Source organism: Klebsiella sp. Shm-1 (genome assembly GCF_040804525.1).
GTDB lineage: Bacteria > Pseudomonadota > Gammaproteobacteria > Enterobacterales > Enterobacteriaceae > Klebsiella > Klebsiella pneumoniae.
The window spans coordinates 4,224,518-4,251,431 of record NZ_CP161823.1 but is presented as its reverse complement, the minus strand read 5'-3'; the positions used below and the strand labels follow the sequence as shown (position 1 = coordinate 4,251,431).

The 26,914-nt window shown below is 58.5% G+C and carries 21 protein-coding genes; 13 read left to right on the top strand and 8 right to left on the bottom strand.

The genetic code is table 11. The features are described 5' to 3' along the window. Nucleotides 1-117 precede the first annotated feature (117 nt). From mrcB to fhuB, 5 genes are all read left to right on the top strand, one after another. Nucleotides 118-2,670, top strand: coding sequence for a bifunctional glycosyl transferase/transpeptidase (mrcB, locus tag AB1E37_RS20870; protein WP_002889208.1), 2,553 nt, complete (start codon nt 118-120; stop codon nt 2,668-2,670). 234 nt (nt 2,671-2,904) lie between these two features. Further along, entirely contained in the window at nt 2,905-5,112 is a 2,208-nt protein-coding gene (gene fhuA / locus AB1E37_RS20865; protein ID WP_032448273.1) for a ferrichrome porin FhuA, read from the top strand. A 45-nt stretch (nt 5,113-5,157) separates the two neighbouring features. Further along, a complete protein-coding gene (fhuC, locus tag AB1E37_RS20860; RefSeq protein WP_002889212.1) occupies nt 5,158-5,955 on the top strand; it encodes a Fe3+-hydroxamate ABC transporter ATP-binding protein FhuC in 798 nt (265 codons plus the stop codon). Further along, the gene (gene fhuD / locus AB1E37_RS20855; protein WP_004147133.1) at nt 5,955-6,845 is read left to right on the top strand and encodes a Fe(3+)-hydroxamate ABC transporter substrate-binding protein FhuD; all 891 of its coding nucleotides are present in this window, start codon (nt 5,955-5,957) and stop codon (nt 6,843-6,845) included. The genes fhuC and fhuD overlap by 1 nt, the downstream gene beginning before the upstream one ends. Beyond that, nucleotides 6,842-8,824 (top strand): Fe(3+)-hydroxamate ABC transporter permease FhuB, encoded by a 1,983-nt coding sequence (fhuB, locus tag AB1E37_RS20850; protein ID WP_004147134.1) that lies wholly within the window; start codon nt 6,842-6,844, stop codon nt 8,822-8,824. The genes fhuD and fhuB overlap by 4 nt, the downstream gene beginning before the upstream one ends. 136 nt (nt 8,825-8,960) lie before the next feature. On the opposite strand, the gene hemL is transcribed toward fhuB, so the two are convergent. Continuing rightward, nucleotides 8,961-10,241, bottom strand: coding sequence for a glutamate-1-semialdehyde 2,1-aminomutase (gene hemL, locus AB1E37_RS20845; protein ID WP_002889272.1), 1,281 nt, complete (start codon nt 10,239-10,241; stop codon nt 8,961-8,963). 180 nt (nt 10,242-10,421) lie between these two features. Here hemL and clcA point away from each other — a divergent pair, with 180 nt between their 5' ends. Both clcA and erpA read left to right on the top strand, forming a co-directional pair. Beyond that, nucleotides 10,422-11,840, top strand: a complete 1,419-nt coding sequence (gene clcA, locus AB1E37_RS20840; RefSeq protein WP_032448274.1) for a H(+)/Cl(-) exchange transporter ClcA — start codon at nt 10,422-10,424, stop codon at nt 11,838-11,840. Nucleotides 11,841-11,921: 81 nt separating this feature from the next. Continuing rightward, nucleotides 11,922-12,266, top strand: coding sequence for an iron-sulfur cluster insertion protein ErpA (gene erpA / locus AB1E37_RS20835; RefSeq protein ID WP_002889275.1), 345 nt, complete (start codon nt 11,922-11,924; stop codon nt 12,264-12,266). 71 nt (nt 12,267-12,337) lie between these two features. Here erpA and AB1E37_RS20830 read toward each other — a convergent pair whose 3' ends face one another. From AB1E37_RS20830 to mtnN, 3 genes are read right to left on the bottom strand one after another with little or no spacing between them, the layout of a single operon-like run. Continuing rightward, nucleotides 12,338-12,961: a TRIC cation channel family protein gene (locus AB1E37_RS20830; protein ID WP_002889277.1), complete on the bottom strand. Its 624-nt coding sequence runs from the start codon at nt 12,959-12,961 to the stop codon at nt 12,338-12,340. 36 nt (nt 12,962-12,997) lie between these two features. After that, entirely contained in the window at nt 12,998-13,798 is an 801-nt protein-coding gene (gene btuF / locus AB1E37_RS20825) for a vitamin B12 ABC transporter substrate-binding protein BtuF (RefSeq protein WP_004222722.1), read from the bottom strand. Further along, complete coding sequence (gene mtnN / locus AB1E37_RS20820) at nt 13,791-14,489, bottom strand: 5'-methylthioadenosine/S-adenosylhomocysteine nucleosidase (protein WP_002889282.1); 699 nt, start codon at nt 14,487-14,489, stop codon at nt 13,791-13,793. The genes btuF and mtnN overlap by 8 nt, the downstream gene beginning before the upstream one ends. Before the next feature lie 83 nt (nt 14,490-14,572). Here mtnN and dgt point away from each other — a divergent pair, with 83 nt between their 5' ends. The 3 genes from dgt (at nt 14,573) to cdaR (ending at nt 18,979) form a co-directional block, all read left to right on the top strand. After that, nucleotides 14,573-16,087, top strand: a complete 1,515-nt coding sequence (gene dgt / locus AB1E37_RS20815) for a dGTPase (protein ID WP_004222730.1) — start codon at nt 14,573-14,575, stop codon at nt 16,085-16,087. A gap of 134 nt (nt 16,088-16,221) precedes the next feature. Then, the gene (gene degP / locus AB1E37_RS20810; protein WP_004177363.1) at nt 16,222-17,655 is read left to right on the top strand and encodes a serine endoprotease DegP; all 1,434 of its coding nucleotides are present in this window, start codon (nt 16,222-16,224) and stop codon (nt 17,653-17,655) included. A 166-nt stretch (nt 17,656-17,821) separates the two neighbouring features. After that, on the top strand, nt 17,822-18,979 hold the full coding sequence (gene cdaR / locus AB1E37_RS20805; protein ID WP_002889289.1) for a DNA-binding transcriptional regulator CdaR: 1,158 nt from the start codon (nt 17,822-17,824) through the stop codon (nt 18,977-18,979). Between the two features lie 118 nt (nt 18,980-19,097). Here cdaR and AB1E37_RS20800 read toward each other — a convergent pair whose 3' ends face one another. From AB1E37_RS20800 to map, 4 genes are all read right to left on the bottom strand, one after another. Further along, nucleotides 19,098-19,484, bottom strand: coding sequence for a DUF3461 family protein (locus tag AB1E37_RS20800; RefSeq protein WP_002889292.1), 387 nt, complete (start codon nt 19,482-19,484; stop codon nt 19,098-19,100). A gap of 107 nt (nt 19,485-19,591) precedes the next feature. After that, on the bottom strand, nt 19,592-20,416 hold the full coding sequence (gene dapD, locus AB1E37_RS20795; RefSeq protein ID WP_002889295.1) for a 2,3,4,5-tetrahydropyridine-2,6-dicarboxylate N-succinyltransferase: 825 nt from the start codon (nt 20,414-20,416) through the stop codon (nt 19,592-19,594). A gap of 30 nt (nt 20,417-20,446) precedes the next feature. Next, nucleotides 20,447-23,110 (bottom strand): bifunctional uridylyltransferase/uridylyl-removing protein GlnD, encoded by a 2,664-nt coding sequence (glnD, locus tag AB1E37_RS20790; protein ID WP_004151931.1) that lies wholly within the window; start codon nt 23,108-23,110, stop codon nt 20,447-20,449. A gap of 57 nt (nt 23,111-23,167) precedes the next feature. Further along, nucleotides 23,168-23,962 (bottom strand): type I methionyl aminopeptidase, encoded by a 795-nt coding sequence (gene map, locus AB1E37_RS20785; protein WP_002889297.1) that lies wholly within the window; start codon nt 23,960-23,962, stop codon nt 23,168-23,170. A gap of 322 nt (nt 23,963-24,284) precedes the next feature. On the opposite strand from map, the gene rpsB reads away from it, so the two are divergent. The 3 genes from rpsB (at nt 24,285) to pyrH (ending at nt 26,857) form a co-directional block, all read left to right on the top strand. Beyond that, entirely contained in the window at nt 24,285-25,010 is a 726-nt protein-coding gene (gene rpsB / locus AB1E37_RS20780) for a 30S ribosomal protein S2 (RefSeq protein ID WP_002889299.1), read from the top strand. Between the two features lie 119 nt (nt 25,011-25,129). Continuing rightward, nucleotides 25,130-25,981, top strand: coding sequence for a translation elongation factor Ts (gene tsf, locus AB1E37_RS20775; protein ID WP_004151930.1), 852 nt, complete (start codon nt 25,130-25,132; stop codon nt 25,979-25,981). Between the two features lie 150 nt (nt 25,982-26,131). After that, a complete protein-coding gene (gene pyrH / locus AB1E37_RS20770) occupies nt 26,132-26,857 on the top strand; it encodes a UMP kinase (RefSeq protein WP_002889306.1) in 726 nt (241 codons plus the stop codon). Nucleotides 26,858-26,914: the final 57 nt, after the last annotated feature.

Genomic DNA, 26,914 nt, shown 5'->3' with positions numbered 1-26,914 from the left:
AGGTTGTCGTCCGAAGGATAAGCAGCCTGGACGTTAATTTGAGAGATTTCTTCTTCCTCTGAACAGGGGAAGTATTGAGAATCAGGCCTTTGCGCCTGAACGTTGCGGAGAAAAAGCATGGCGGGAGATGACCGCGAGCCTATCGGACGTAAGGGAAGACCTTCACGTCCGACTAAACAGAAAGTCACCCGTCGCCGGGTCCGGGAAGAGGACTACGACGACGAGTATGATGACGATGATTATGAGGATGAGAAACCGGTGCCGAGAAAAGCCAAAGGCAAAGGTGGCAAGCCTCGTCGGAAGCGCAGCTGGCTGTGGCTGCTGGTCAAGCTGGGGATTGTCTTCGCGGTGCTGATTGCCGCCTATGGCGTCTACCTCGACCAGAAAATCCGCAGCCGCATTGACGGTAAAGTCTGGGAGCTGCCGGCCGCGGTCTATGGCCGGATGGTCAACCTTGAGCCGGACATGCAGATCAGCAAAAACGAGATGGTGCGTCTGCTCAACGCCACGCAGTATCGCCAGGTCAGCGCGATGACGCGCCCCGGCGAATATACCGTGCAGGCTAACAGCATCGAGATGATCCGTCGTCCGTTCGATTTCCCGGACAGTAAGGAAGGGCAGGTGCGCGCGCGTCTTACCTTCGACGGCGACCATCTTGAGACCATCGAGAATATGGATAATAACCGCCAGTTCGGTTTCTTCCGCCTCGATCCGCGTCTTATCACCATGCTGCAGTCGCCGAACGGCGAGCAGCGCCTGTTCGTGAAGCGCAGCGGCTTCCCCGATCTGCTGGTGGATACCCTGCTGGCGACCGAAGACCGCCACTTCTATGAGCACGATGGGATCAGTCTCTACTCCATCGGCCGCGCGGTGCTGGCGAACCTGACGGCAGGCCGAACGGTGCAGGGGGCGAGTACCCTGACCCAACAGCTGGTGAAAAACCTGTTCCTCTCCAGCGAACGCTCCTACTGGCGTAAAGCCAACGAAGCGTATATGGCGCTGATCGTCGACGCCCGCTACAGCAAGGATCGCATCCTTGAGCTGTATATGAACGAGGTGTACCTCGGCCAGAGCGGCGATAACGAAATTCGCGGCTTCCCGCTGGCCAGCCTGTATTACTTCGGCCGTCCGGTGGAAGAGCTGAGCCTCGACCAGCAGGCGCTGCTGGTGGGGATGGTGAAAGGGGCGTCGGTCTATAACCCGTGGCGTAACCCGAAACTGGCCCTTGAACGACGCAATCTGGTGCTGCGTCTGCTGCAGCAGCAGCAGGTTATCGACCAGGAGCTGTACGACATGCTCAGCGCCCGTCCGCTGGGCGTGCAGCCGCGCGGCGGGGTGATTTCACCGCAGCCGGCGTTTATGCAGATGGTTCGTCAGGAACTGCAGGCGAAGCTGGGCGATAAAGTGAAAGATCTCTCCGGCGTGAAGATCTTCACCACTTTCGACTCGGTGGCGCAGGATGCGGCGGAAAAAGCGGCCTCGGAAGGGATCCCGGTTCTGAAGAAACAGCGTAAGCTGGCGGACCTGGAAACCGCCATGGTGGTGGTTGACCGCTTCACCGGCGAAGTGCGGGCGATGGTCGGCGGCGCGGAGCCGCAGTTCGCCGGTTATAACCGCGCGATGCAGGCCCGCCGATCGATTGGTTCTCTGGCCAAGCCGGCGACCTACCTGACCGCGCTGAGCCAGCCGAATCAGTATCGCCTGAATACCTGGATCGCCGATGCGCCGGTGACGATTCGCCTTTCCAACGGTCAGACGTGGTCCCCGCAGAACGACGATCGTCGTTTCAGCGGTCAGGTGATGCTGGTGGATGCCCTGACTCGCTCGATGAACGTCCCGACGGTTAACCTCGGGATGGCGCTGGGCTTGCCGGCGGTAGTCGATACCTGGACTAAACTGGGGGCGCCGAAGAATCAGCTCAACGCGGTGCCGTCGATGCTGCTTGGCGCGCTGAACCTGACGCCGATTGAAGTGGCCCAGGCCTTCCAGACCATCGCCAGCGGTGGGAACCGTGCGCCGCTTTCCGCGCTGCGGTCAGTGATTGCCGAAGATGGCACTGTGCTCTACCAGAGCTATCCGCAGGCGGAGCGCGCGGTGCCTGCCCAGGCGGCCTACATGACGCTGTGGACTATGCAGCAGGTGGTGCAGCGCGGTACGGGGCGTCAGCTGGGGGCAAAGTATCCGGGCCTGCATCTGGCGGGGAAAACCGGGACCACCAACAATAACGTCGATACCTGGTTCGCCGGCATCGACGGTAGTCAGGTGACCATCACCTGGGTGGGTCGCGACAATAACCAGCCGACCAAACTGTACGGCGCCAGCGGCGCGATGTCGATTTACCAGCGCTATCTGGCGAACCAGACGCCAACGCCGCTGGTGCTGACGGTGCCGGAAGACGTGGTTGATATGGGCGTGGACAGCAACGGCAACTTCGTCTGCAGCGGCGGTATGCGTTCGCTGCCGGTCTGGACCACGCAGCCGGATGCGCTGTGCCGTCAGGGCGAAATGATGCAACAGCAGCAGTTGCAGCAACAGGAAGCGAAAAATCCGTTTAATCAGTCCGGGCAGCAACCGCCGCCGCAGCAGCAACAGCAGCAACAGCCGCCGAAGCAGCAGGAAAAGAGCGACGGCGTCGCGGGCTGGATCAAGGATATGTTCGGCAGTAACTGATTTTGACCGCACGACCAGACCCCTTAATACGAAAGTATTAAGGGGTTTTTTTATGCCTGTAAAAAAGTTAACGGCTCTTTAACTCCATAATAACTATCTGGTTATTAATTCAGCCTTCGACCGGCGGCGACAGGCATATCGCTTGCCTTGCCTTCGACGTTTCGCCTATTATATCGCCCGTCATAATAATAATTCTCGTTTACGTTATCATTCACTTTCATCAGAGATATACCCATGGCGCGTCCAAAAACTGCTCAGCCAAATCACTCGCTGCGTAAAGTCGCAGCTGTAGTAGCCACGGCGGTTAGCGGCATGTCTGTCTACGCACAGGCAGCAGAACAACCGAAGCAAGAAGAAACCATCACCGTCGTTGCCGCCCCGGCCGCCCAGGAAAGCGCCTGGGGACCGGCGCCGACTATCGCGGCAAAACGCTCCGCCACGGCGACCAAAACCGATACCCCGATTGAAAAAACGCCGCAGTCTGTGTCGGTGGTGACGCGCCAGGAGATGGAGATGCGCCAGCCGACGACGGTAAAAGAGGCGCTCTCCTATACGCCAAGCGTCTTCTCCACTCGCGGCAGTTCGACCACCTATGACGTGGTCACCATTCGCGGCTTCACCACCTCGACGACCGTCAACACCAACCAGTATCTGGACGGCATGAAGCTGCAGGGGAATAACTACTCTGAAGTCTCCATGGATCCTTACTTCCTCGAGCGTGTGGAAGTGATGCGCGGGCCAACCTCGGTGCTGTACGGCAACAGCAACCCGGGCGGTATCGTCAGCATGGTCAGCAAGCGCCCGACTACCGAGCCGCTGAAAGAAGTGCAGTTTAAGATGGGCACCGACAATCTGTGGCAGACCGGGTTTGACTTTAGCGACGCCATTGATGATGCCGGCGTTTGGTCGTATCGCCTGACCGGCCTTGGCCGCAGTCAGGATGCCCAGCAGCAGATGGCGAAATCGACTCGCTACGCGGTGGCGCCCTCCTTTAGCTGGCGTCCGGACGATAAAACCGACTTCACCTTCCTGAGCAACTTCCAGAATGACCCGGATGCGGGCTACTACGGCTGGCTGCCGCGCGAAGGCACCGTGGTGCCGTATTACGACGCCAACGGTAAGGCGCACAAGCTGCCGACCGATTTCAACGAAGGCGAGTCCGATAATAAAATCTCCCGCCGCCAGAAGATGGTGGGCTACAGCTTCTCCCATCAGTTCGATGACACCTTTACCGTGCGGCAGAACCTGCGCTATGCCGATGTGCATACGCTCTATCGTTCCGTATACGGCAACGGCTATGTCGCGCCGGGCTACATGAATCGCGCCTACGTGCGCTCCGACGAGCACCTGAACACCTTCACCGTCGATACCCAGCTGCAGTCTGATTTCGCCACCGGCGCGGTCAGCCATACGCTGCTGACCGGCGTGGACTACTCGCGGATGCGTAACGATGTGGATGCCGACTACGGGACGGCGGATCCTATCAGCATGAGCAATCCGCAGTACGGCAATCCGAATATTCAGGTCACCTTCCCGTACGCGGTCCTCAACCGGATGGAGCAGACCGGCCTGTACGCGCAGGATCAGATGGAGTGGGATAAATGGGTGATGACCCTGGGCGGCCGTTACGATTACGCCACGACCTCAACGTTAACCCGCGCCACCAACAGCCTGGCGGAGAATCACGACCAGCAGTTCAGCTGGCGCGGCGGCATCAACTACCTGTTCGATAACGGCATCTCTCCGTACTTCAGCTACAGCGAATCGTTTGAACCGGTATCGGGTTCCAACAGCCGCGGCCAGCCGTTCGATCCGTCGCGCGGTAAGCAGTATGAAGCCGGCGTGAAATACGTGCCGAAAGATATGCCGGTGGTGGTCACCGCGGCGGTCTATCAGCTGACCAAAGACAAGAACCTGACGGCTGATCCGGCTAACCAGGCGTTCAGCATCCAGACCGGCGAGATCCGCTCCCGCGGCCTTGAGCTGGAGGCGAAGGCGGCGGTGAACGCCAATATTAACGTCACCGCAGCCTACAGCTACACCGATGCGGAGTACACTCACGATACGGTGTTCAACGGCAAACGTCCGGCGGAAGTGCCGCGTAACATGGCCTCCCTGTGGGCGGATTATACCTTCCACGAAACCGCGCTGAGCGGTCTGACGATTGGGACCGGGGCGCGCTATATCGGTTCAACGGTCAGCTACTACAAAAATGACACCAGCACCGGTAAGAAAAATGATGCCTTTAGTGTGGCCGGTTATGCGCTGATGGATGCGACGGTGAAATACGATCTGGCGCGCTTTGGCCTGCCGGGATCGTCGGTCGGCGTCAACGTCAACAACCTGTTCGACCGCGAATATGTCTCCAGTTGCTACAGCGAATACGCCTGCTACTGGGGCGCCGGACGTCAGGTCGTCGCCACCGCCACCTTCCGTTTCTAACCACCTACGGGCGCGGTTCGCCGCGCCCTCTATCAGGTTATCGCTATGCAGGAACAGACTCCGCACGCAGAAACCACCTTCGCGCTGGATCGCGTCACTTTCCGTGTGCCTGGCCGCACATTGCTCCATCCGCTCTCGCTCACCTTCCCGACCGGAAAAGTCACAGGCCTGATCGGCCATAATGGCTCCGGCAAATCGACGTTACTGAAAATGCTTGGCCGTCATCAGCCGCCCTCCGCAGGCGAAGTGCTGCTGGACGGGCAGCCGCTGGAGAGCTGGGGCAGCAAAGCCTTTGCCCGCAAAGTGGCCTATCTGCCGCAGCAGCTGCCGCCGGCCGAAGGTATGACGGTGCGCGAGCTGGTGGCGATCGGCCGCTATCCATGGCACGGCGCGCTGGGTCGCTTTGGCGCAGCGGACCGTGAGAAAGTAGAAGAGGCGATTGCGCTGGTGGGGCTGAAGCCGCTCGCTCATCGTCTGGTGGACAGCCTCTCCGGCGGTGAACGCCAGCGGGCGTGGATCGCCATGCTGGTGGCGCAGGACAGTCGCTGCCTGCTGCTCGATGAACCCACCTCGGCGCTGGATATTGCTCATCAAGTCGATGTTCTGGCGCTGGTGCATCGTCTCAGCCAGCAGCGCGGCCTGACGGTGATCGCCGTCCTGCACGATATTAATATGGCGGCCCGCTATTGCGACTATCTGGTGGCCCTGCGCGGCGGAGAAATGATTGCTCAGGGGACGCCGGCGGAACTGATGCGCAGCGACACTCTGGAACAGATCTATGGCATCCCGATGGGGATCCTGCCACACCCGGCCGGTGCGGCGCCGGTAAGCTTTGTCTATTGATGATGAACCCAACTCTGATAACCCGACGCCGCCTGCTGATCGCGATGGCGCTCTCGCCGCTGCTGTGGCAGATGCGCGGCGCGCAGGCGGCCGACGTCGACCCGCAGCGCGTGGTCGCCCTGGAGTGGCTGCCCGCGGAGCTGCTGCTGGCGCTCGGCGTGACGCCCTATGGCGTGGCCGATATTCCCAACTATCGCTTGTGGGTGAACGAACCCGCGCTGCCCGACTCGGTGATCGATGTTGGTCTGCGTACCGAACCCAACCTTGAACTGCTGACGCAGATGAAACCGTCGTTTATCGTCTGGTCGGCGGGCTACGGCCCGTCGCCGGAGAAGCTGGCGCGTATCGCGCCCGGCCGCGGTTTCACCTTCAGCGACGGCAAACGGCCGCTGGCGATGGCCCAGCGTTCGCTACTGGAAATGGCCGATCTGCTGGGCAAAACGCAGCAGGCGAAGCGCCATCTGGCGGAGTTCGACGCGCTGATGGAGAGCCTGCGTCCGCGTTTTGCCGGGCGCGGCGATCGTCCGCTGCTGATGATCTCTCTGCTCGATCCCCGGCACGTGCTGGTGTTTGGCGAAAACTGCCTGTTCCAGGAGGTGCTTGATCGCTTTGGTATTAAAAACGCCTGGCACGGCGAAGCGGCATTCTGGGGAAGCGTTAGCGTTGGCATCGACAGGCTGGCGGCATTTAACGAAGCCGATGTCATCTGTTTCGACCATGGCAATGAGCGAGATATGGCTCAACTGCTGGCGACGCCGCTATGGCAGGCGATGCCCTTCGTGCGCGCGGGCCGCTTCCAGCGCGTTCCGGCGGTTTGGTTCTACGGCGCGACGCTGTCAGCGATGCATTTTGCCCGCGTGCTGGCTGATGCCCAGGGGAGTCCGGCATGAATACGCGTCTCTCGCCGTTAGCTATTATCCTGCTGGCCGGGCTGCTGGGCGTCGCCTTCGCGCTGAGCATCGTCAACCTCAATGTCGCCTTGCCCTATGCGCAGTGGCGGCAGGCGCTGTGGCAGCCGGATGTCGATGATATCGCCCAAATGCTGTTTCATTACAGTTTGTTACCGAGACTGGCTGTTGCGCTGCTGGTGGGCGCCGGGCTGGGACTGGTTGGCGTCCTGTTCCAGCAGGTGCTGCGTAATCCGCTGGCGGAACCGACCACCCTTGGCGTCGCCACCGGCGCGCAGCTGGGGATAACGGTCACCACGTTATGGGCTATTCCCGGCGTGCTGGCGTCGCAATTCGCCGCGCTGGCCGGGGCCTGTCTGGTGGGCGCGCTGGTGTTTGGCGTCTCGTGGGGCAAGCGCCTGTCGCCGGTAACGCTGATCCTGGCGGGGCTGGTGGTCAGCCTTTACTGTGGCGCGCTTAACCAGCTGATGGTGATTTTCCATCACGACCAGCTGCAAAGCATGTTCCTGTGGAGCACCGGGACGCTGACGCAGACCGACTGGAGCGTAGCGCAGCGCCTGTGGCCGCAGCTGCTTGGCGGGGCAATACTCACCTTGCTGCTGCTGCGGCCGCTGACCCTGATGGGGCTCGATGACGGGGTGGCGCGTAACCTCGGGCTGGCGCTGTCCCTGGCGCGCCTCGGCGCCCTGACGCTGGCGATCGTCATCAGCGCGCTGCTGGTGAACGCGGTAGGGATTATCGGCTTTATCGGCCTGTTCGCGCCGCTGCTGGCGAAAATGCTTGGCGCCCGTCGGCTGCTGGCGCGGCTGCTGCTGGCGGCGCTGATCGGCGCGCTGCTCCTGTGGCTTTCCGATCAGGTGATCCTCTGGCTGAGCCGGGTATGGCGGGAAGTCTCCACCGGCTCGGTCACCGCCCTGATTGGCGCGCCGCTGCTGCTGTGGCTGCTGCCGCGGTTGCGCAGCATCAGCGCCCCGGTGATGAACGGCGGCGATAATGTGCAGCCTGAGCGCTATCATGTGCAATGGTTTGTTCTCGCAGGCGTCGCGTTGCTGCTGCTGGCGGTGAGCGTGGCGCTGGCCTTTGGTCGCGATGCCCACGGCTGGCTGTGGGCCCACGGCGATCTGCTGGAGCAACTCCTGCCCTGGCGCTGGCCGCGGGTGCTGTCGGCGCTGTTCGCCGGGGTCATGCTGGCGGTCGCCGGCTGTATTATCCAGCGCCTGACCGGCAACCCGATGGCCAGCCCGGAAGTGCTGGGCATCAGCTCCGGCGCGGCTTTTGGCGTGGTGCTGATGCTGTTCTTCGTGCCTGGCGACGCCTTTGGCTGGCTGCTGCCGGCCGGCAGCCTTGGCGCGGCGGCCACCTTGCTGATCATTATGCTCGCCGCCGGGCGCGGCGGCTTCTCGCCGCATCGGATGCTGCTGGCGGGGATGGCGCTGAGCACCGCCTTCACTATGCTGCTGATGATGCTGCAGGCCAGCGGCGATCCGCGTATGGCGCAGATCCTGACGTGGATTTCGGGGTCGACATATAGCGCGACGCCGGAGAGGGTGGTGCGTAGCGGCGCGGTAATGCTGGCGCTGCTGGCGCTGGCGCCGCTCTGTCGTCGCTGGTTAACCATCCTGCCGCTGGGCGGGGAGGCGGCGCGAGCGGTGGGCATGGCGCTGACGTCATCGCGGATTGTTCTGCTGCTGCTGGCGGCCTGCCTGACGGCGGCGGCGACGCTGACCATCGGCCCGCTGAGCTTTGTCGGGCTGATGGCGCCGCATATCGCGCGGATGATGGGCTTCCGGCGAACCCTACCGCATATGGTGATTTCAGGGCTGACTGGCGGGCTGCTGCTGGTCTTCGCCGACTGGTGCGGACGGATGATGATGTTCCCGTATCAGATCCCGGCGGGGCTACTGTCGACCTTTATCGGCGCGCCTTACTTTATTTATTTGCTGAGAAAGCAGAGTCGCTAACGGTCCTGGATGGCTTCAACATCCCCGGTGGCGCTATCGCTTACCGGGGCTACAGCGCTGTGCGATTTGGTAGCCCGGATAAGGCGCAATGCGCCTCCTCCGGGAAAATCCCTGCGCCACCAGGCATTCAAGCACCTTACAGCTTGGCAAATACCCGGCGCGCGGCGTCGATGGTGTTGTCGATATCTTCTTCGCTGTGGGCCACGGACATAAAGCCGGCCTCAAACGCTGACGGCGCCAGGTACACGCCTTCCTCCAGCATCAGATGGAAGAAGCGCTTGAAGCGTTCAACGTCGCACTTCACCACGTCCTGATAGCAGGTGACGGTTTCGGCATCGGTAAAGAAGATGCCGAACATGCCGCCGACGTTATTGACCACCAGCGGGATCCCGGCGTCACGCGCCGCGTCCAGCAGGCCTTGCGCCAGCTGGTTAGTCAGTTCAGTCAGGGTTTCATGGACCCCCGGCTGCGCCACTTCGTTCAGGCAGGCGAAGCCAGCCGCCATGGCGATCGGGTTGCCGGAGAGGGTGCCCGCCTGATAGACCGGACCGGTGGGCGCCAGAGCGTCCATTACCTCACGGCGGCCGCCGAAGGCGCCTACCGGCATCCCGCCGCCGATGATTTTCCCCAGACAGGTCAGATCCGGCTCCACGCCGTAGTAAGCCTGAGCGCCTGCCAGCGCCACGCGGAAGCCGGTCATCACTTCGTCGATAATCAGCAGGGCGCCAAATTCGTCGCACAGGGCGCGCAGGCCCGGCAGGAATTCCGGCTGCGGCGGAATGCAGTTCATATTTCCGGCCACCGGCTCGACGATGATGCAGGCGATCTCCTGCGGATACTGCTCGAACGCCGCGCGCACCGAGGCGAGGTCGTTATAAGTGCAGGTCAGGGTATGTTTGGCGAAATCGGCCGGGACGCCCGGCGAGTTCGGCTGGCCGAGGGTCAACGCGCCGGAACCGGCTTTCACCAGCAGGCAGTCGGCATGGCCGTGGTAGCAGCCTTCGAACTTAATGATTTTGTCGCGTCCGGTGAAGCCGCGCGCCAGGCGAATGGCGCTCATGGTGGCTTCGGTACCGGAGTTCACCATCCGCACCATATCCATGGTCGGCACCAGCTCGGTCACCAGGGCCGCCATTTTCACTTCCATTTCGGTCGGCGCGCCAAAGCTCAGGCCGCGGGATGCCGCCTCGATCACCGCATTGCGGATAGCCGGGTGGTTGTGGCCCAGCACCATCGGACCCCAGGAACCGACATAATCGATATAGGCTTTCCCATCCACGTCATAGAGGTAAGCGCCATCCGCGCGTTCGATAAACAGCGGTGTGCCGCCGACGCCGGTGAAAGCGCGCACCGGCGAGTTAACGCCGCCGGGGATCAGTTCGCGCGCAGCGTGGTACAGATTTTCAGATTTGCTCATGGCCAGGGTCCTGGTTCGTGAAAAATGTTTTATCGGCTATTCTAAGTTATTCCAGGATGGTTATGAAAGTTTTGCCCAATTGAAACAATGTGCCGCAAGGGCATTTTTTTGACGACGCAGCGCGCCGGGACGGCTAAAATGCCGCTCTCTTCATTTGTATTACCAATAATTGATAACGGCATGAAAGCAGAAACTCCCTCTTTTGAAGCACATCAGTTTGTGCGGGTGCGTCGCGGCGATGCGGTGCGCCGTCTGATTCAACGCGATAAAACGCCGCTGGCGGTGCTGTTTATGGCGGCAGTGGTCGGCACGCTGGCGGGGCTGGTGGGCGTCGCCTTTGAAAAGAGCGTGAACTGGGTGCAGAACCAGCGGATCGGCGCGCTGGCGCAGGTGGCGGACCACTGGTATCTGGTCTGGCCGCTGGCGTTTATCCTGTCGGCGCTGCTGGCGATGGTCGGCTATTTTCTGGTGCGTCGTTTTGCGCCGGAGGCCGGCGGCTCCGGGATTCCGGAAATTGAGGGCGCGCTGGAGGAGCTGCGGCCGGTGCGCTGGTGGCGCGTGCTGCCGGTGAAATTCGTTGGCGGCATGGGGACCCTTGGCGCCGGGATGGTGCTGGGTCGTGAAGGACCGATGGTACAGCTTGGCGGCAACATTGGGCGCATGGTGCTGGACGTTTTCCGCATGCGCAGTCCGGAAGCGCGGCATACGCTGTTGGCGACCGGTGCGGCGTCGGGGCTTTCGGCGGCCTTTAATGCGCCGCTGGCCGGTATTCTGTTTATCATCGAAGAGATGCGCCCGCAGTTCCGCTACAATCTGATCTCCATTAAAGCGGTGTTTACCGGCGTGATCATGTCGAGCATTGTGTTTCGCATTTTCAACGGCGAAGCGGCGATCATTGAGGTGGGTAAACTAAGCAACGCCCCGGTAAATACCCTATGGCTGTATCTGGTGCTGGGCATGCTGTTTGGCTGCTTTGGCCCGCTGTTTAATTTTCTGGTGCTGCGCACTCAGGATCTGTTCCAGCGCATCCACGGCGGCAACATCAAAAAATGGGTGTTTATTGGCGGATTAATCGGCGGGCTCTGCGGTCTGCTGGGGCTGATGCAGCCCTCCGCGGTGGGCGGTGGCTTTAACTTGATCCCTATCGCCGCTGCCGGTAACTTCTCCGTCGGACTGCTGCTGTTTATCTTTATTGCCCGCGTGGTGACCACGCTGATCTGCTTCTCTTCCGGCGCGCCAGGGGGCATTTTCGCGCCTATGTTGGCGCTCGGCACGCTGCTGGGCACGGCGTTGGGCATGGCGGCTATTCCGCTGTTTCCGGCCTACCATCTCGATGCCGGCACCTTCGCGATTGCCGGTATGGGGGCGCTGCTCGCCGCCTCGGTGCGTGCGCCGCTGACCGGGATCGTGCTGGTGCTGGAGATGACCGATAACTATCAGCTCATTTTGCCAATGATTATTACCTGCCTTGGCGCAACACTACTGGCGCAATTCCTCGGCGGTAAGCCTTTGTATTCGACCATTCTGCAGCGTACTCTGGCGAAGCAGGAAGCCGAGCAGGCGGCAAAAGCGCAGCAGGCTCCCCGGGAGAATACTTGAACGATTTACCAGGGTATTAGATAATGGCTCAAAAGGTCCGGTTATTCTTTAACCGGCCGGAAGTATCAATGGGAGCAGAAAATGAGTGATGACGTAGCGTTGCCGCTGGAGTTTACCGAAGCCGCAGCCAATAAAGTAAAACACCTGATTGCGGATGAAGATAATCCGAACCTGAAACTGCGCGTGTATATCACCGGCGGCGGTTGCAGCGGTTTCCAGTATGGCTTCACCTTTGACGATCAGGTGAACGAAGGGGATATGACCATTGAGAAACAGGGCGTCGGCCTGGTGGTTGACCCGATGAGCCTGCAGTATCTGGTCGGCGGCTCGGTCGACTATACCGAAGGGCTGGAAGGTTCGCGCTTTATCGTGACCAATCCGAACGCGAAAAGCACCTGCGGCTGCGGCTCCTCGTTCAGCGTTTAAAGCGAGTTCTCCCCCAGCGGGAGGGAGCAAACCCTAAAAACGGTAACCTTAAGGTTACCGTTTTGCTTTTATTACCGACCGTTATCGTCCAGGGCAAACGTCGGCAGCTTCAGATGCCAGCGAATAGCCGCCAGACGAATTACCAGGGTGACCACCATCCCCATCATTGCCGAATTCTCCAGCGGGAGATGAAAGGTGTCGTGTGCCGTGGCGTGGACAATACCGCCGACGATACAGGCGGTGGCGTAGATTTCGGTACGCAGAATCATAGGAATTTCCCGCGCCAGCACGTCGCGAATAATCCCGCCGCCGACGCCGGTCACCACCCCCATACACACCGCGACCAGCGGGCCGCTGCCAGCGAGAAAAGCTTTATTGACGCCAATGCCGACAAACACCGCCAGACCGACGGCATCAAGAACGGGCAGGATCCATTTCGGCAGCCGGCGAGGCTGGCGGACCAGCAGGATGGTCAGCATGCTGGTGACCATCGCCACCACCAGATCGGTGGGATCTTTGACCCAGAATACCGGGCCATTCGCCAGCGCCATGTCGCGGATGGTCCCGCCGCCTACCGCCGTCACTACCCCTAACACCAGCACGCCGAATGGGTCCATACGCAGTTTTCCGGCCAGCAGTACGCCGGAGATCGCGAAGACAGCTGTGCCAATAATATCCAGCCAATAGACAAGCATCGTTGATTCCCACTGAACATCCGGTGTGCCGGATGATTATTTTACCTGGTCAAGCGCCGCACAAAGTTGTTTGGCGGCGAGGATAATACGTGGGCCGGCGCGTTCAAACCAGTCGCTGTGTAACGCAATCAACGAAATGGTGAGCTGATGTTGCCAAAAGCGCTGCGCTTCGGCAATGCGGCTGGCATCCCCGGTGACCACGATCGCCTGCGGCTGGCGGGCCAGCACCTGTTCGCGGCTCACCTGCGGCCAGGGAACGCGGCTGGTGGCGAAGATATTCTCGCCGCCGCAAAGCCTTAGCACCTGATCCTGAATCGAACCGGGGCCGCTGGTGAACAGCGGTGCGGAGCCGAACTGCAGGAAGACGCGTTTCTTCGGCGCGTTGGCATAGCGCGCTTTCAACGCATCGTATTCCTGCTGCATCGCCTGCGCCGCCTGCTGTGCTTTTTCCGGCTGCGGGCTCCACTGCGCCAGCTCACGCAGGGTAGCGATGATCTCTTGTATGGTCGAGGTCTGTACCCACAGGACGTGAATACCCAGAGACTGCAGCTGGTTAACCTGGCGTTCGGCATTGCCCCCGCGCCAGGCCAGCACCACGTCTGGCTTGAGCGCCACGATGCGTTCCAGGTTCATTCCCTGCCAGCTGGCAACCTGTTCGATCGTTTTGGCCTGCGAAGGATAATCGGAATAGCTGCTGACGCCGACCGGCGTGATCCCGGCGGCAAAGGCCAGTTCGGTATTGGCGGGGGAGAGGGTGATCACCCGCGGCGCGGCCAGCAGCCACGCCGGGGCGAGTAACAGCAGCGCGGCAAGCGCGAAGGATAGCGACTTAGCCACGTGCCAGGTTCTGTACCAGATTCTCCACCATCAGGGTGGACTGCCTGGCGGCGACCGCAAGGAACTCCTCAAAGCTGAGGTGGGACTGCTGGTCGGCCACGTCGGAAATAGCGCGAACTACCACGAAGGGAACCTTAAAGTTATGGCAGACGTGGGCGATGGCGGTCGCTTCCATTTCCACGGCGATCGCCTGCGGGAAATTATGGCGGATCTTCGCCAGACCGACAGAGCCGTTAATGAAGGCATCCCCGCTAACGATAAGGCCGCGAACGGCGTTGAGATCTAACGCTTTAATGCAGCTCTCTGCGGCGGCCACCAGTTTTTCATCCGCCTTAAAACCCGCCGGGCAGCCAGGGAGCTGGCCGTATTCATAGCCGAAGGCGGTGACGTCGGCGTCGTGGTAGCGCGCTTCATCGGAGACGACGATATCGCCGACCTTCAGCGTCGACGCCAGGCCGCCGGCAGAACCGGTATTAATGATCACGTCAGGCTGGCAGCGCTCCAGCAGCAGGGTCGCGCCCATCGCCGCCGCTACTTTTCCGATACCAGACTTCAGCAGAGCGACGTCAACGCCGTGAAGTTGGCCGGTATAGATTTCGCTTCCGCCAATGGTGATGGTCTGGCGGTTTTCGATTTTGTCGCGCAGAAGGGTAACTTCCTCTTCCATAGCGCCAATAATGCCAATTTTCATAGATTTACTCGCGATGTGTCAGGTTTAGTTGCATAGTCTATCATGCGCTTAAGGGGAAGCGTATTGCTCGCGCGGGAGAGGCTATGGCAAAGATTGATTTTCGCAACAAGATAAACTGGCGTCGACGCTTCCGTTCGCCGCCGCGGGTGGAGACGGAGCGCGACATCCTGCGGATCTTTGAAAGCGATCGGGGACGGATCGTCAACTCGCCGGCAATCCGCCGCCTGCAGCAAAAAACTCAGGTCTTCCCGCTCGAGCGCAACGCGGCGGTGCGCACTCGCCTGACCCACTCGCTGGAGGTGCAGCAGGTGGGGCGCTATATCGCCAAAGAGGTGCTGAGCCGGCTGAAAGAGCTGAGGCTGCTGGAAGAGTATGGCCTGGAAGAGCTGACCGGGCCATTCGAGAGCGTGGTGGAGATGGCCTGCCTGATGCACGATATCGGCAATCCCCCGTTTGGCCATTTTGGCGAAGCGGCGATTAACGACTGGTTCCGTCAGCGCCTGGCGCCCGGCGATGCGCTCGGGCAGCCGCTGACCGACGATCGCTGCGAAGTGCAGGCCTTACGCCTGCATGACGGAGAGACATCGCTTAATGCGCTGCGCCGTAAAGTGCGCCAGGATCTCTGCAGCTTTGAGGGCAACGCGCAGGGCATTCGTCTGGTCCATACGCTAATGCGTATGAACCTGACCTGGGCGCAGGTGGGATGTATCCTGAAATATACTCGTCCGGCGTGGTGGTCTGAGGAGACGCCGGCCAGCCACAGTTATTTAATGAAGAAACCTGGCTATTATTTAGCCGAAGAAGAGTATGTCGCGCGTTTGCGTAAAGAACTGGATCTCGCGCCTTACAATCGGTTTCCATTAACCTGGATTATGGAGGCTGCGGATGACATCTCATATTGCGTCGCGGATCTCGAGGACGCGGTGGAAAAACGTATTTTTAGCGCAGAACAGCTCTATCAGCATCTTTACGACGCCTGGGGCAGTCATGAAAAAGGCTCGTTATTTTCGCAGGTAGTAGAAAATGCCTGGGAGAAATCGCGAGCCAATTATCTGAAGCAGAGCGCGGAAGATCAGTTTTTTATGTATTTGCGGGTGAATACGCTGAATAAGCTGGTGCCCTACGCGGCGCGCCGATTTATTGACAACCTGCCGGCAATCTTCACGGGGGACTTTAATCATGCGTTGCTGGAGGACGACAGCGATTGCAGTCAGCTACTGGAGCTCTATAAAAATGTGGCGATGAAACAGGTCTTTAGCCATCCGGATGTTGAGCAGCTGGAATTGCAGGGCTACCGGGTGATCAGCGGCCTGTTGGATATCTATCAGCCGCTGCTGAAATTATCGCTGGAGGATTTCAGCGAATTAGTAGCGCAGGAGCGGGTACGACGTTTACCCATTGCCTCCCGGCTGTATCAGAAACTTTCGACCCGTCACCGGCTGGCCTATGTTGAAGCGGTAAATAAACTGGTGCGTACGGCGCCCGAATTTGCGCTGATGGAATACTATTATCGCTGCCGTCTGATTCAGGACTATATCAGCGGGATGACGGATTTGTATGCGTGGGATGAATATCGGCGACTCATGGCGGTGGAATAGGCTGGAGTTTTGTAAAGATGGACAATAAATTTTTACTTTTTCCAGAAACTTAATTCCGGAACTTAGCGTTATAAAATGACTCTGATAGTCACGTACACAGCAACTTTCGTTACCTGATATTGAGATTGAAACTGATGAAAAAAACCACGTTAGCAATGAGTGCACTGGCTCTGAGTTTAGGTCTGGCGTTGTCCCCGCTCTCTGCGAGCGCGGCAGAAACGGCATCTTCGGCCACTAATGCACAGCAGATGCCAAGCCTGGCCCCGATGCTGGAGAAGGTGATGCCGTCGGTGGTGAGCATTAACGTTGAAGGTAGCACCACCGTTAATACCCCACGGATGCCACGTAACTTCCAGCAGTTCTTTGGCGATAATTCGCCGTTCTGCCAGGATGGTTCTCCTTTCCAGAGTTCGCCGTTTTGCCAGGGCGGCGGACAGGGCGGTCAGCCTGACGGCGGCCAGCAGCAGAAATTTATGGCGCTGGGCTCCGGCGTCATCATTGATGCCGCCAAAGGGTATGTGGTGACCAACAACCACGTCGTGGACAACGCCACCACGATTAAGGTTCAGCTGAGCGATGGCCGTAAGTTTGATGCCAAAGTCGTCGGCAAAGATCCGCGCTCTGATATCGCGCTGATTCAGATTCAGGAGCCAAAAAACCTGACGGCGATTAAGCTTGCCGACTCCGATGCGCTGCGCGTCGGTGATTACACCGTGGCTATCGGCAACCCGTTCGGTCTGGGCGAAACCGTGACCTCCGGGATTGTCTCCGCGCTGGGCCGTAGCGGCCTCAACGTGGAAAACTACGAAAACTTTATCCAGACCGATGCGGCGATTAACCGCGGGAACTCCGGCGGTGCGCTGGTGAACCTCAACGGCGAGCTGATCGGTATCAACACCGCCATTCTGGCGCCGGACGGCGGCAACATCGGTATCGGTTTTGCTATCCCGAGCAACATGGTGAAAAACCTGACCGAGCAGATGGTGAAATATGGCCAGGTGAAACGCGGTGAGCTCGGCATTATGGGCACCGAACTGAACTCTGAGCTGGCGAAAGCGATGAAAGTCGATGCCCAGCGCGGGGCCTTCGTCAGCCAGGTAATGCCAGGTTCGGCGGCCGCGAAAGCGGGCATTAAAGCCGGCGATGTCATCACCTCCCTCAACGGGAAAGCGATCAGCAGCTTCGCCGCGCTGCGTGCCCAGGTCGGCACCATGCCTATCGGCAGCAAAGTTGAGCTTGGTCTGCTGCGCGACGGCAAACCGGTGACCGTGACCGTCGAACTGCAGCAGAGCAACCAGACCCAGGTTGACTCCAGCACCATCTTCAACGGGATTGAAGGGGCGGAAATGAGCAATAAGGGTCAGGATAAGGGCGTGGTGGTCAATAATGTGAAAGCCGGTACCCCGGCGGCACAGATTGGCCTCAAGAAAGGCGACGTCATCGTCGGGGCGAATCAGCAGCCGGTGAAAAACATCGCCGATCTGCGGAAAATCTTCGACGCCAAACCGTCCGTACTGGCGCTGAACATTCAGCGCGGCGACGCCTCTATCTATCTGCTGTTGCAGTAACCGCCAGCACTCGCTTCCCAGCCCCTTCCCTCGCCGAGGGCAGGGGCTTTTTTCGTTCTGTGACCGCCCCCACAACTCCACATATCTCACCCCGGCTTAGTGCAAATGCACAATGCAGCGCGACGATGACTCTTTTATGCTGGTGCCCAGCAAAGGGGAGGACTACATGGCTGGCTGGCATCTTGATACCAAAATGGCGCAGGATATTGTGGCGCGGACCATGCGCATCATCGATACCAATATCAACGTGATGGATGCCCGCGGGCGGATCATCGGCAGCGGCGATCGGGAAAGGATTGGTGAATTGCACGAAGGCGCGCTGCTGGTCCTCTCCCAGGGGCGGGTGGTGGATATCGACGACGCGGTCGCTCGCCATCTGCACGGGGTTCGCCAGGGGATTAACCTGCCGCTGCGCCTGGAGGGGGAGATCGTCGGGGTGATCGGCCTGACCGGCGAGCCGGAGTCGCTGCGAAAATATGGCGAGCTGGTGTGCATGACAGCAGAGATGATGCTGGAGCAGTCGCGGCTGATGCATCTCCTGGCCCAGGACAGCCGTCTGCGCGAAGAGCTGGTGATGAACCTGATTCAGGCGGAAGAGCATACCCCGGCGCTGAATGAATGGGCTCAGCGTTTAGGCATCGATCTCAATCAGCCGCGCGTGGTGGCGATGATTGAGGTAGACAGCGGTCAGCTCGGCGTGGACAGCGCGATGGCGGAACTGCAACAGTTACAGAACGCGCTGACTACCCCCGATCGCAATAATCTGGTGGCCATTGTCTCGCTCACGGAAATGGTGGTGCTGAAACCGGCGCTGAACAGCTTTGGCCGCTGGGACGCTGACGATCACGTCCGGCGCGTCGAGCAGCTTATCGCCAGGATGAAAGAGAATGGCCAGCTGCGCTTTCGCGTGGCGCTGGGCAACTTCTTCACCGGCCCAGGAAGTATCGCCCGCTCTTACCGTACCGCACGGACGACGATGATGGTTGGCAAGCAGCGGATGCCGGAGAGCCGCAGTTATTTCTATCAGGATCTAATGCTGCCGGTGCTGCTCGACAGCCTGCGCGGCGGCTGGCAGGCCAATGAGCTGGCCCGTCCGCTGGCGCGTTTGAAGGCCATGGACAACAACGGGCTGCTGCGGCGGACGCTGCAGGCGTGGTTTCGCCATAACGTGCAGCCGCTGGCGACGTCAAAGGCGCTGTTTATTCATCGCAATACGCTGGAGTACCGGTTGAACCGTATCTCGGAGCTGACCGGCCTGGATCTCGGTAGCTTTGACGACAGGCTGCTGCTGTATATCGCGCTGCAGCTGGACGAACAACGCTAAGACGTGGAGGCAAAAAAATGCCGGGTAGCGACGCGCCATACCCGGCCTGGACGATGCATGCTGTCTGGAGTGGATAGAGACCACCAGCCCGGCCAGGCAACGCGCCGCCGGGATGCTCTTACTTACGGGTGAGCTTTTCCAGATCGGCTTCGATTTCGCTGATCTTATTGGTGACCACGCTTTCCAGATGGCGTAAATCGTCGAGGATTTTACGCTTGAGATCGATTTCAGTGCGATCGCGCTGGCAGATCTGATCTAACTCGTCGATAACGTAGCGCAGATTGGGGCTGATCTCCTGGACCTCTTTGTAGCCCTGGCCGACGCCGTCGGCGACGACGGTTTTGCGCTGACGCGGATATTTGAACTTCACGCTCTTGGCGAAGAATTCGCCTTTGTCTTTCTGAAAATAGATTTTCAGAATGTCGTTGTTAGCTTCCTGCCGCAGGCTATAGCGATCGATCTCATCAGGGTTGGTAATGCCAAGACTTTTCAGATTATCGTACATAACGGTACCTTTGATAGCATCATAACCATTGAATAATTAACGAAAAAATCCATTTTCGCCAGCATCAAATATAAAAAAAGCGGGATATCTCCCGCTTTTTATTTGCTTTAGTCGATGGTGCGCAGCAGCTCGTTAATGCCGACCTTGCCGCGGGTTTTGGCATCGACTTTCTTCACAATCACCGCGCAGTACAGGCTGTATTTACCATCTTTCGACGGCAGGTTGCCTGAGACCACCACCGAGCCAGCCGGTACGCGGCCGTAGAAGACTTCGCCGGTTTCGCGATCGTAGATTTTGGTGCTCTGACCGAGGTAAACGCCCATGGAGATGACGGAGCCTTCTTCGACAATCACCCCTTCAACCACTTCAGAGCGCGCGCCGATGAAGCAGTTATCTTCGATGATGGTCGGGTTCGCCTGCAGCGGCTCCAGTACGCCACCGATGCCGACACCGCCGGACAGATGCACGTTTTTACCGATCTGTGCGCAGGAGCCGACGGTGGCCCAGGTATCAACCATGGTGCCTTCGTCAACGTAGGCGCCGATGTTAACGTAGGACGGCATCAGCACAGTGTTGCGGGCGATGAACGCGCCCTGGCGCACGGCGGCCGGCGGCACCACGCGGAAACCTTCTTTCTGAAAACGCGCTTCGTCGTAGTCAGCGAATTTCATCGGCACTTTATCGAAGTAGCGGCTTTCCGCACCATCGATAACCTGGTTATCGTTAATACGGAAAGAGAGCAGTACCGCCTTCTTCAGCCACTGATGCGTTACCCACTGACCGTCGATCTTCTCAGCGACGCGCAGCGCGCCGGAATCAAGAAGGGCGATAACCTGGTTAACCGCTTCGCGGGTCACGGTATCCACATTAGCCGGCGTAATGTCGGCGCGACGCTCGAAAGCGGACTCAATAACGTTCTGTAACTGCTGCATTGTTTCTTTCCATTCACTAAAAAAAATACGTCACCCTTTATCGTTTGGATTGAGGGCCGCTGTCAACCGTTGTTGCACTTCTTGTTGCAGCTCATTATTAAGGGCACGCCGGTCGGCGGTGGCGATTATAAATAAATCTTCTACTCGCTCACCAATTGTCGTAATTCGCGCCCCGTGAAGCGATATCCCGAGGTCGGCGAACACCTGCCCGACGCGGGCGAGCAGCCCGGGCTGGTCGAGCGCTATCAGCTCCAGAAACGATTTTCGGTCGGTATGGGTCGGCAGGAAATTCACCTCGGTGTCCACGGAAAAATGGCGTAGCTTTGCCGCCTGACGACGCGGGGCCGGAGGCTGCCAGCTGCGCTGAGTGATGGTCTGCTCCAGCCCCTGGCGGATCGCCTCGTGGCGGTCGGCGGAAAGGGGGCTGCCGTCGGGCTCAAGGACGATAAAGGTATCCATCGCCATACCGTCGCGGGTGGTGAAGATCTGCGCGTCGTGGACGCTAAGGTTGCGACGGTCAAGTTCGCCACACACCGCGGCGAACAGGTAAGGGCGATCCGGGCTCCAGATAAAAATCTCCGTACCGCCGCGGGTGGCCTGCGAGCTCAGCAGGATCATCGGTTTATTCAGATCGTGGCGCAGCAGGTTGCGGGCGTGCCAGGCGAGCTGCGTCGGCGTATGTCGCACGAAATAGTTGGCGCGGCAGCGGTTCCAGATCTGATGCAGCGCCTCTTCATTAATATTGTCCATCCGCAGCAGGGCCAGCGCCTGCAGCTGATGGTGACGCACTCGTTCGCGCATGTCTGGGGTGCTTTGCATGCCGCGACGCAGCTGCTTCTCGGTGGCGAAATAGAGTTCACGCAGCAGGCTCTGCTTCCAGCTGTTCCATAAGGTTTCGTTGGTGGCGCAGATATCGGCGACGGTCAGACATACCAGATAGCGCAGACGATTTTCTGTTTGCACCTCCTCGGCGAACTGCTTAATCACCTCCGGATCCTGAATATCGCGCCGCTGGGCGGTGACCGACATCAGCAGGTGGTGACGCACCAGCCAGGCGACCAGCTGCGTTTCGCGCGAGTTCAGCCCGTGCAGCTCGGCAAACTTCAGCACATCCTGCGCGCCGAGGATCGAGTGGTCGCCGCCGCGCCCTTTGGCGATGTCGTGGAACAGGGCGGCAATTAAGATCAGCTCCGGGTGCGTTAAGCGCGGCCACAGCTCCACGCACAGCGGGTGGCGGCTGCGGGTTTCTTCTTTGGCAAAGCTTTCCAGCTTGAGCATCACCCGGACGGTGTGTTCATCGACGGTGTAGGCGTGAAACAGGTCGAACTGCATCTGGCCGACGATATGCGACCACTGCGGCATATAGGCCCACAGTACGCTGTGGCGATGCATCGGCAGCAGCCCGCGACTTACCGCCCCCTGATGGCGCAGCATACTAAGAAAGAGCGTGCGCGCCTCCGGGATATAGCACAGCGGCTGGGTGAGATGACGGCGGGCGTGGCGCAGATGGCGCAACGTCGTTGAGTAGATGCCGGTGATGGTGCTGTTGCGCACCATGATATAAAACATGCGCAGAATGGCCTGCGGTTCGCGAATAAACAGCGTGTCGTCACGCAGATCGATAAGGGTGCCGCGCAGCTGGAAATCATCATCGATCGGGCGTGGTTTTTCATCCTCGGTCAGGGCGAGGATAGCCTCCTCAAACAGCTGAAGCAGCATCTGATTCAGCTCGCTCACCCGGCGGGTAACGCGGAAGAAGTCCTTCATCATATGCTCAATCGGCTGGTTGCCGTCGCCTTCATAGCCTAGCCGGCGGGCCACGCTGAGCTGGCGGTCGAAAAGCAGACGGTTGTCATAGCGCGTGAGTTCGAGATGCAGCGCGAAACGGATGCGCCACAGCTGATGCAGACACTCATTGAGTTCATTGCGCTCGGCTTCGGTCAGAAAGCCGAAGCCGACCATCTCATCCATTGAGGTGGCGCCGAAATGGCGGCGAGCCACCCACTGTAGCGTATGGATATCGCGCAAGCCGCCGGGGCTGCTTTTCACGTCCGGCTCGAGGTTATAGCTGGTGCCATGATAGCGCTGATGACGGACGTTCTGCTCTTCGACCTTGGCGGCGAAGAACTTTTCCGATGGCCAGAAGCCGTCGCTAAAAATATGTTTTTGCAGTTCAAGGAACAGCGCGACGTCGCCGATCAGCAGGCGCGATTCGATTAAGTTGGTGGCAACGGTCAGATCCGAGAGACCTTCCAGCAGGCACTCTTCGAGGGTGCGTACGCTGTGGCCTACCTCCAGCTTGACGTCCCACAGCAGGGTGAGCAGTTCGCCGACTTTTTGCGCCTGGTCGTCCGGCAGTTTTTTACGACTGAGGATCAGCAGATCGACGTCTGAGAGCGGGTGCAGTTCGCCACGGCCATAGCCGCCGACGGCGACCAGCGCCAGGTCGCTGACGGATTCAAAACCGCAGGCGATCCATAATCGCTGCAGCAACTGGTCGATAAATTCGGTGCGCGCCGCGATGAGCTGCTCCGCGACGATGCCGGAGTCAAACGCCTCGCCCAGCCAGTGCTGGAAGGTATCGATGTGCGCCTTGATTGCGGCACAGTTCAGATCGCCCTGGGGCCAACTCACCGGGTGTTCCGGCGGGACGGGCAGGAGAGGGGAGGCTGTGTCAGGTAATGAGTTGCTCATCGCGTCACCATAAGAAAAAACTATCTAATAAAAAAGCCGGCGGGCGCCGGCTTTTCATCATTCATCGTGCGAGATTATCGCCGGGATGGTGTCATCCTTGCGTAGCGTCAGAATTTCGCAGCCGTTGTCTGTCACCACAATAGTATGCTCGTACTGCGCAGACAAGCTCCGGTCTTTGGTTTTCACCGTCCAGCCGTCTTTCATGCTGCGGATCTCTTTTTTACCGGCGTTGACCATCGGCTCGATGGTGAAGGTCATGCCTGGTTTGAGTACGACGTTGGTCTCCGGCGAATCGTAGTGCAGTACCTGAGGCTCTTCATGGAAGCCGCGGCCGATGCCGTGGCCACAGTACTCACGCACCACGGAGAAACCTTCGGCTTCCACAAATTTCTGGATCGCCGCGCCGATGGTGCGCAGGTTGATGCCTGGCTTCACCATTCTCAGCGCCAGGTACAGGCTTTCCTGAGTGATGCGGCACAGGCGCTCGCCGAGAATCGTCGGTTTGCCGACGATAAACATTTTGGAGGTATCGCCATGGAAATCATCTTTAATGACGGTCACGTCGATATTCACGATATCGCCATCTTTCAGCAGCTTGCCGTCATCAGGGATACCGTGACAGACCACTTCATTGACCGAAATGCAGACGGATTTCGGATAGCCGTGATAGCCGAGGCAGGCGGAAATGGCCTTCTGCTCGTTAACGATATAGTCGTTACAGATGCGGTCCAGTTCGCCGGTGCTGACGCCCGGTTTGACGTAGGGTTCGATCATTTCCAGCACTTCGGCGGCCAGGCGGCCGGCAACGCGCATTTTTTCGATGTCTTCAGATGTCTTAATAGAGATAGCCATGGAGTATGTCCAGCAGTGTCGATATTTTCGACAATAATAGAGTAAGTCCTGTCAATGGTAACAGTCCGGGCAGGCTGGTGCCAAACTGAGAATCATTAACAGCACGCGACGTCAACAAGAGTTGGTGTCTGGATGGATTTTGTGGTATAAAGCGCGCCGGACTTCCGTTCCATCTCAGATACACAAGGATGGACGTAAGCGACATAGCTCACTTTGTGTAATAACACACACGTATCGGCACATATTCCGGGGTGCCCTTTGGGGTCGGTAATATGGGATACGTGGAGGCATAACCCCAATTTAATCTATAGAGGTTTTAAACATGGCAACTGTTTCCATGCGCGACATGCTCAAGGCTGGTGTTCACTTCGGTCACCAGACCCGTTACTGGAACCCGAAAATGAAGCCTTTCATCTTCGGCGCGCGTAACAAAGTTCACATCATCAACCTTGAGAAAACCGTACCGATGTTCAACGAAGCTCTGGCTGAACTGAACAAGATCGCTGCTCGTAAAGGTAAAATCCTTTTCGTTGGTACTAAGCGCGCTGCAAGCGAAGCGGTAAAAGACGCTGCTCTGAGCTGCGATCAGTTCTTCGTGAACCATCGCTGGCTGGGCGGTATGCTGACTAACTGGAAAACCGTTCGTCAGTCCATCAAACGTCTGAAAGACCTGGAAACTCAGTCCCAGGACGGTACTTTCGACAAGCTGACCAAGAAAGAAGCGCTGATGCGCACTCGTGAGCTGGACAAGCTGGAAAACAGCCTGGGCGGTATCAAAGATATGGGCGGCCTGCCGGACGCACTGTTCGTTATCGACGCTGACCACGAGCACATCGCTATCAAAGAAGCAAACAACCTGGGCATCCCGGTATTTGCTATCGTTGATACCAACTCTGATCCGGACGGCGTAGACTTCGTTATCCCGGGTAACGACGATGCAATCCGCGCAGTAAGCCTGTACCTGGGCGCTGTTGCTGCTACCGTTCGTGAAGGTCGCTCTCAGGACCTGGCTTCTCAGGCGGAAGAAAGCTTCGTAGAAGCTGAATAATAAGGTTTAAGCCCTTATTAGTACCGTGTATGAATAGGGGCCCATTATCGGCCCCTTTTTTCAATTTACGCTGTTTGGCCGTTGGCCGGGCAGTATCCACATCTCCCGAGGATTTTAGAATGGCTGAAATTACCGCTTCCCTGGTAAAAGAGCTGCGCGAACGTACTGGCGCAGGCATGATGGATTGCAAAAAAGCGCTGACTGAAGCGAATGGCGACATCGAGCTGGCAATCGAAAACATGCGTAAATCCGGCGCGATCAAAGCGGCGAAGAAAGCAGGCAACGTGGCTGCTGACGGCGTGATCAAAACCAAAATCGAAGGCAACTACGGTTACATTCTGGAAGTTAACTGCCAGACTGACTTCGTTGCTAAAGATGGTGGTTTCCAGGCATTTGCCGACAAAGTACTGGACGCCGCTGTTGCAGGTAAAATCTCCGACGTTGAAGTTCTGAAAGCGCAGTTCGAAGAAGAACGTGTTGCGCTGGTTGCTAAAATCGGCGAGAACATCAACATCCGTCGTATCGCTGTTCTGGAAGGCGACGTTCTGGGCAGCTACCAGCACGGTGCGCGTATCGGCGTTCTGGTTGCCGCTAAAGGCGCTGACGAAGAGCTGGTTAAGCAGCTGGCAATGCACGTTGCTGCAAGCAAGCCGGAATTCGTTAAGCCGGAAGACGTGTCTGCTGAAGTGGTAGAGAAAGAGTACCAGGTTCAGCTGGACATCGCGATGCAGTCCGGTAAGCCGAAAGAAATCGCAGAGAAAATGGTTGAAGGCCGCATGAAGAAATTCACCGGCGAAGTTTCTCTGACTGGTCAGCCTTTCGTTATGGAGCCGAGCAAATCTGTTGGCCAGCTGCTGAAAGAGCACAACGCTGACGTGACTGGCTTCATCCGCTTTGAAGTGGGCGAAGGCATTGAGAAAGTTGAGACTGACTTTGCAGCAGAAGTTGCTGCGATGTCCAAGCAGTCTTAATTTTTAAAAAAAGGAGCCGCCTGAGGGCGGCTTCTTTTTGCGCCCATTTTGTAAATTCAGCCAACTGCTTATAGTGGCCGCGCTGAAATGCGACATACAATGTCGCCGGAATTATCACATCTCATTCGTTGACAGTCTCAGGAAAGAAACATGGCTACCAATGCAAAACCCGTCTACAAACGTATTCTGCTGAAATTAAGTGGCGAAGCGCTGCAGGGCTCAGAAGGCTTCGGTATTGATGCAAGCATACTTGACCGCATGGCTCAGGAGATCAAAGAGCTGGTTGAGCTGGGTATTCAGGTTGGCGTAGTAATTGGTGGCGGTAACCTGTTCCGTGGTGCTGGTCTGGCGAAAGCGGGTATGAACCGCGTTGTGGGCGACCACATGGGCATGCTGGCAACGGTCATGAACGGCCTCGCAATGCGTGATGCGCTCCACCGCGCCTATGTGAACGCTCGTCTGATGTCCGCCATTCCGCTGAACGGCGTATGCGACAACTACAGCTGGGCAGAGGCGATCAGCCTGCTGCGCAACAACCGCGTAGTGATCCTCTCCGCTGGTACCGGCAACCCGTTCTTTACCACCGATTCCGCAGCCTGCCTGCGCGGTATCGAAATTGAAGCCGATGTGGTGCTGAAAGCCACCAAGGTTGACGGCGTATTCACCGCTGACCCGGCAAAAGATCCTTCTGCCACCATGTACGATCAGCTGACCTACAGCGAAGTTCTGGAAAAAGAGCTGAAAGTCATGGATCTGGCGGCCTTCACCCTGGCGCGTGACCATAAATTACCGATTCGCGTCTTCAACATGAACAAACCTGGCGCCCTGCGTCGCGTGGTGATGGGCGAAAAAGAAGGCACATTGATCACGGAATAATTCCCGTCAGCGCCAAATCCGGGTAATATTCCGCTTTACTTTCGCGGGGATATTGCC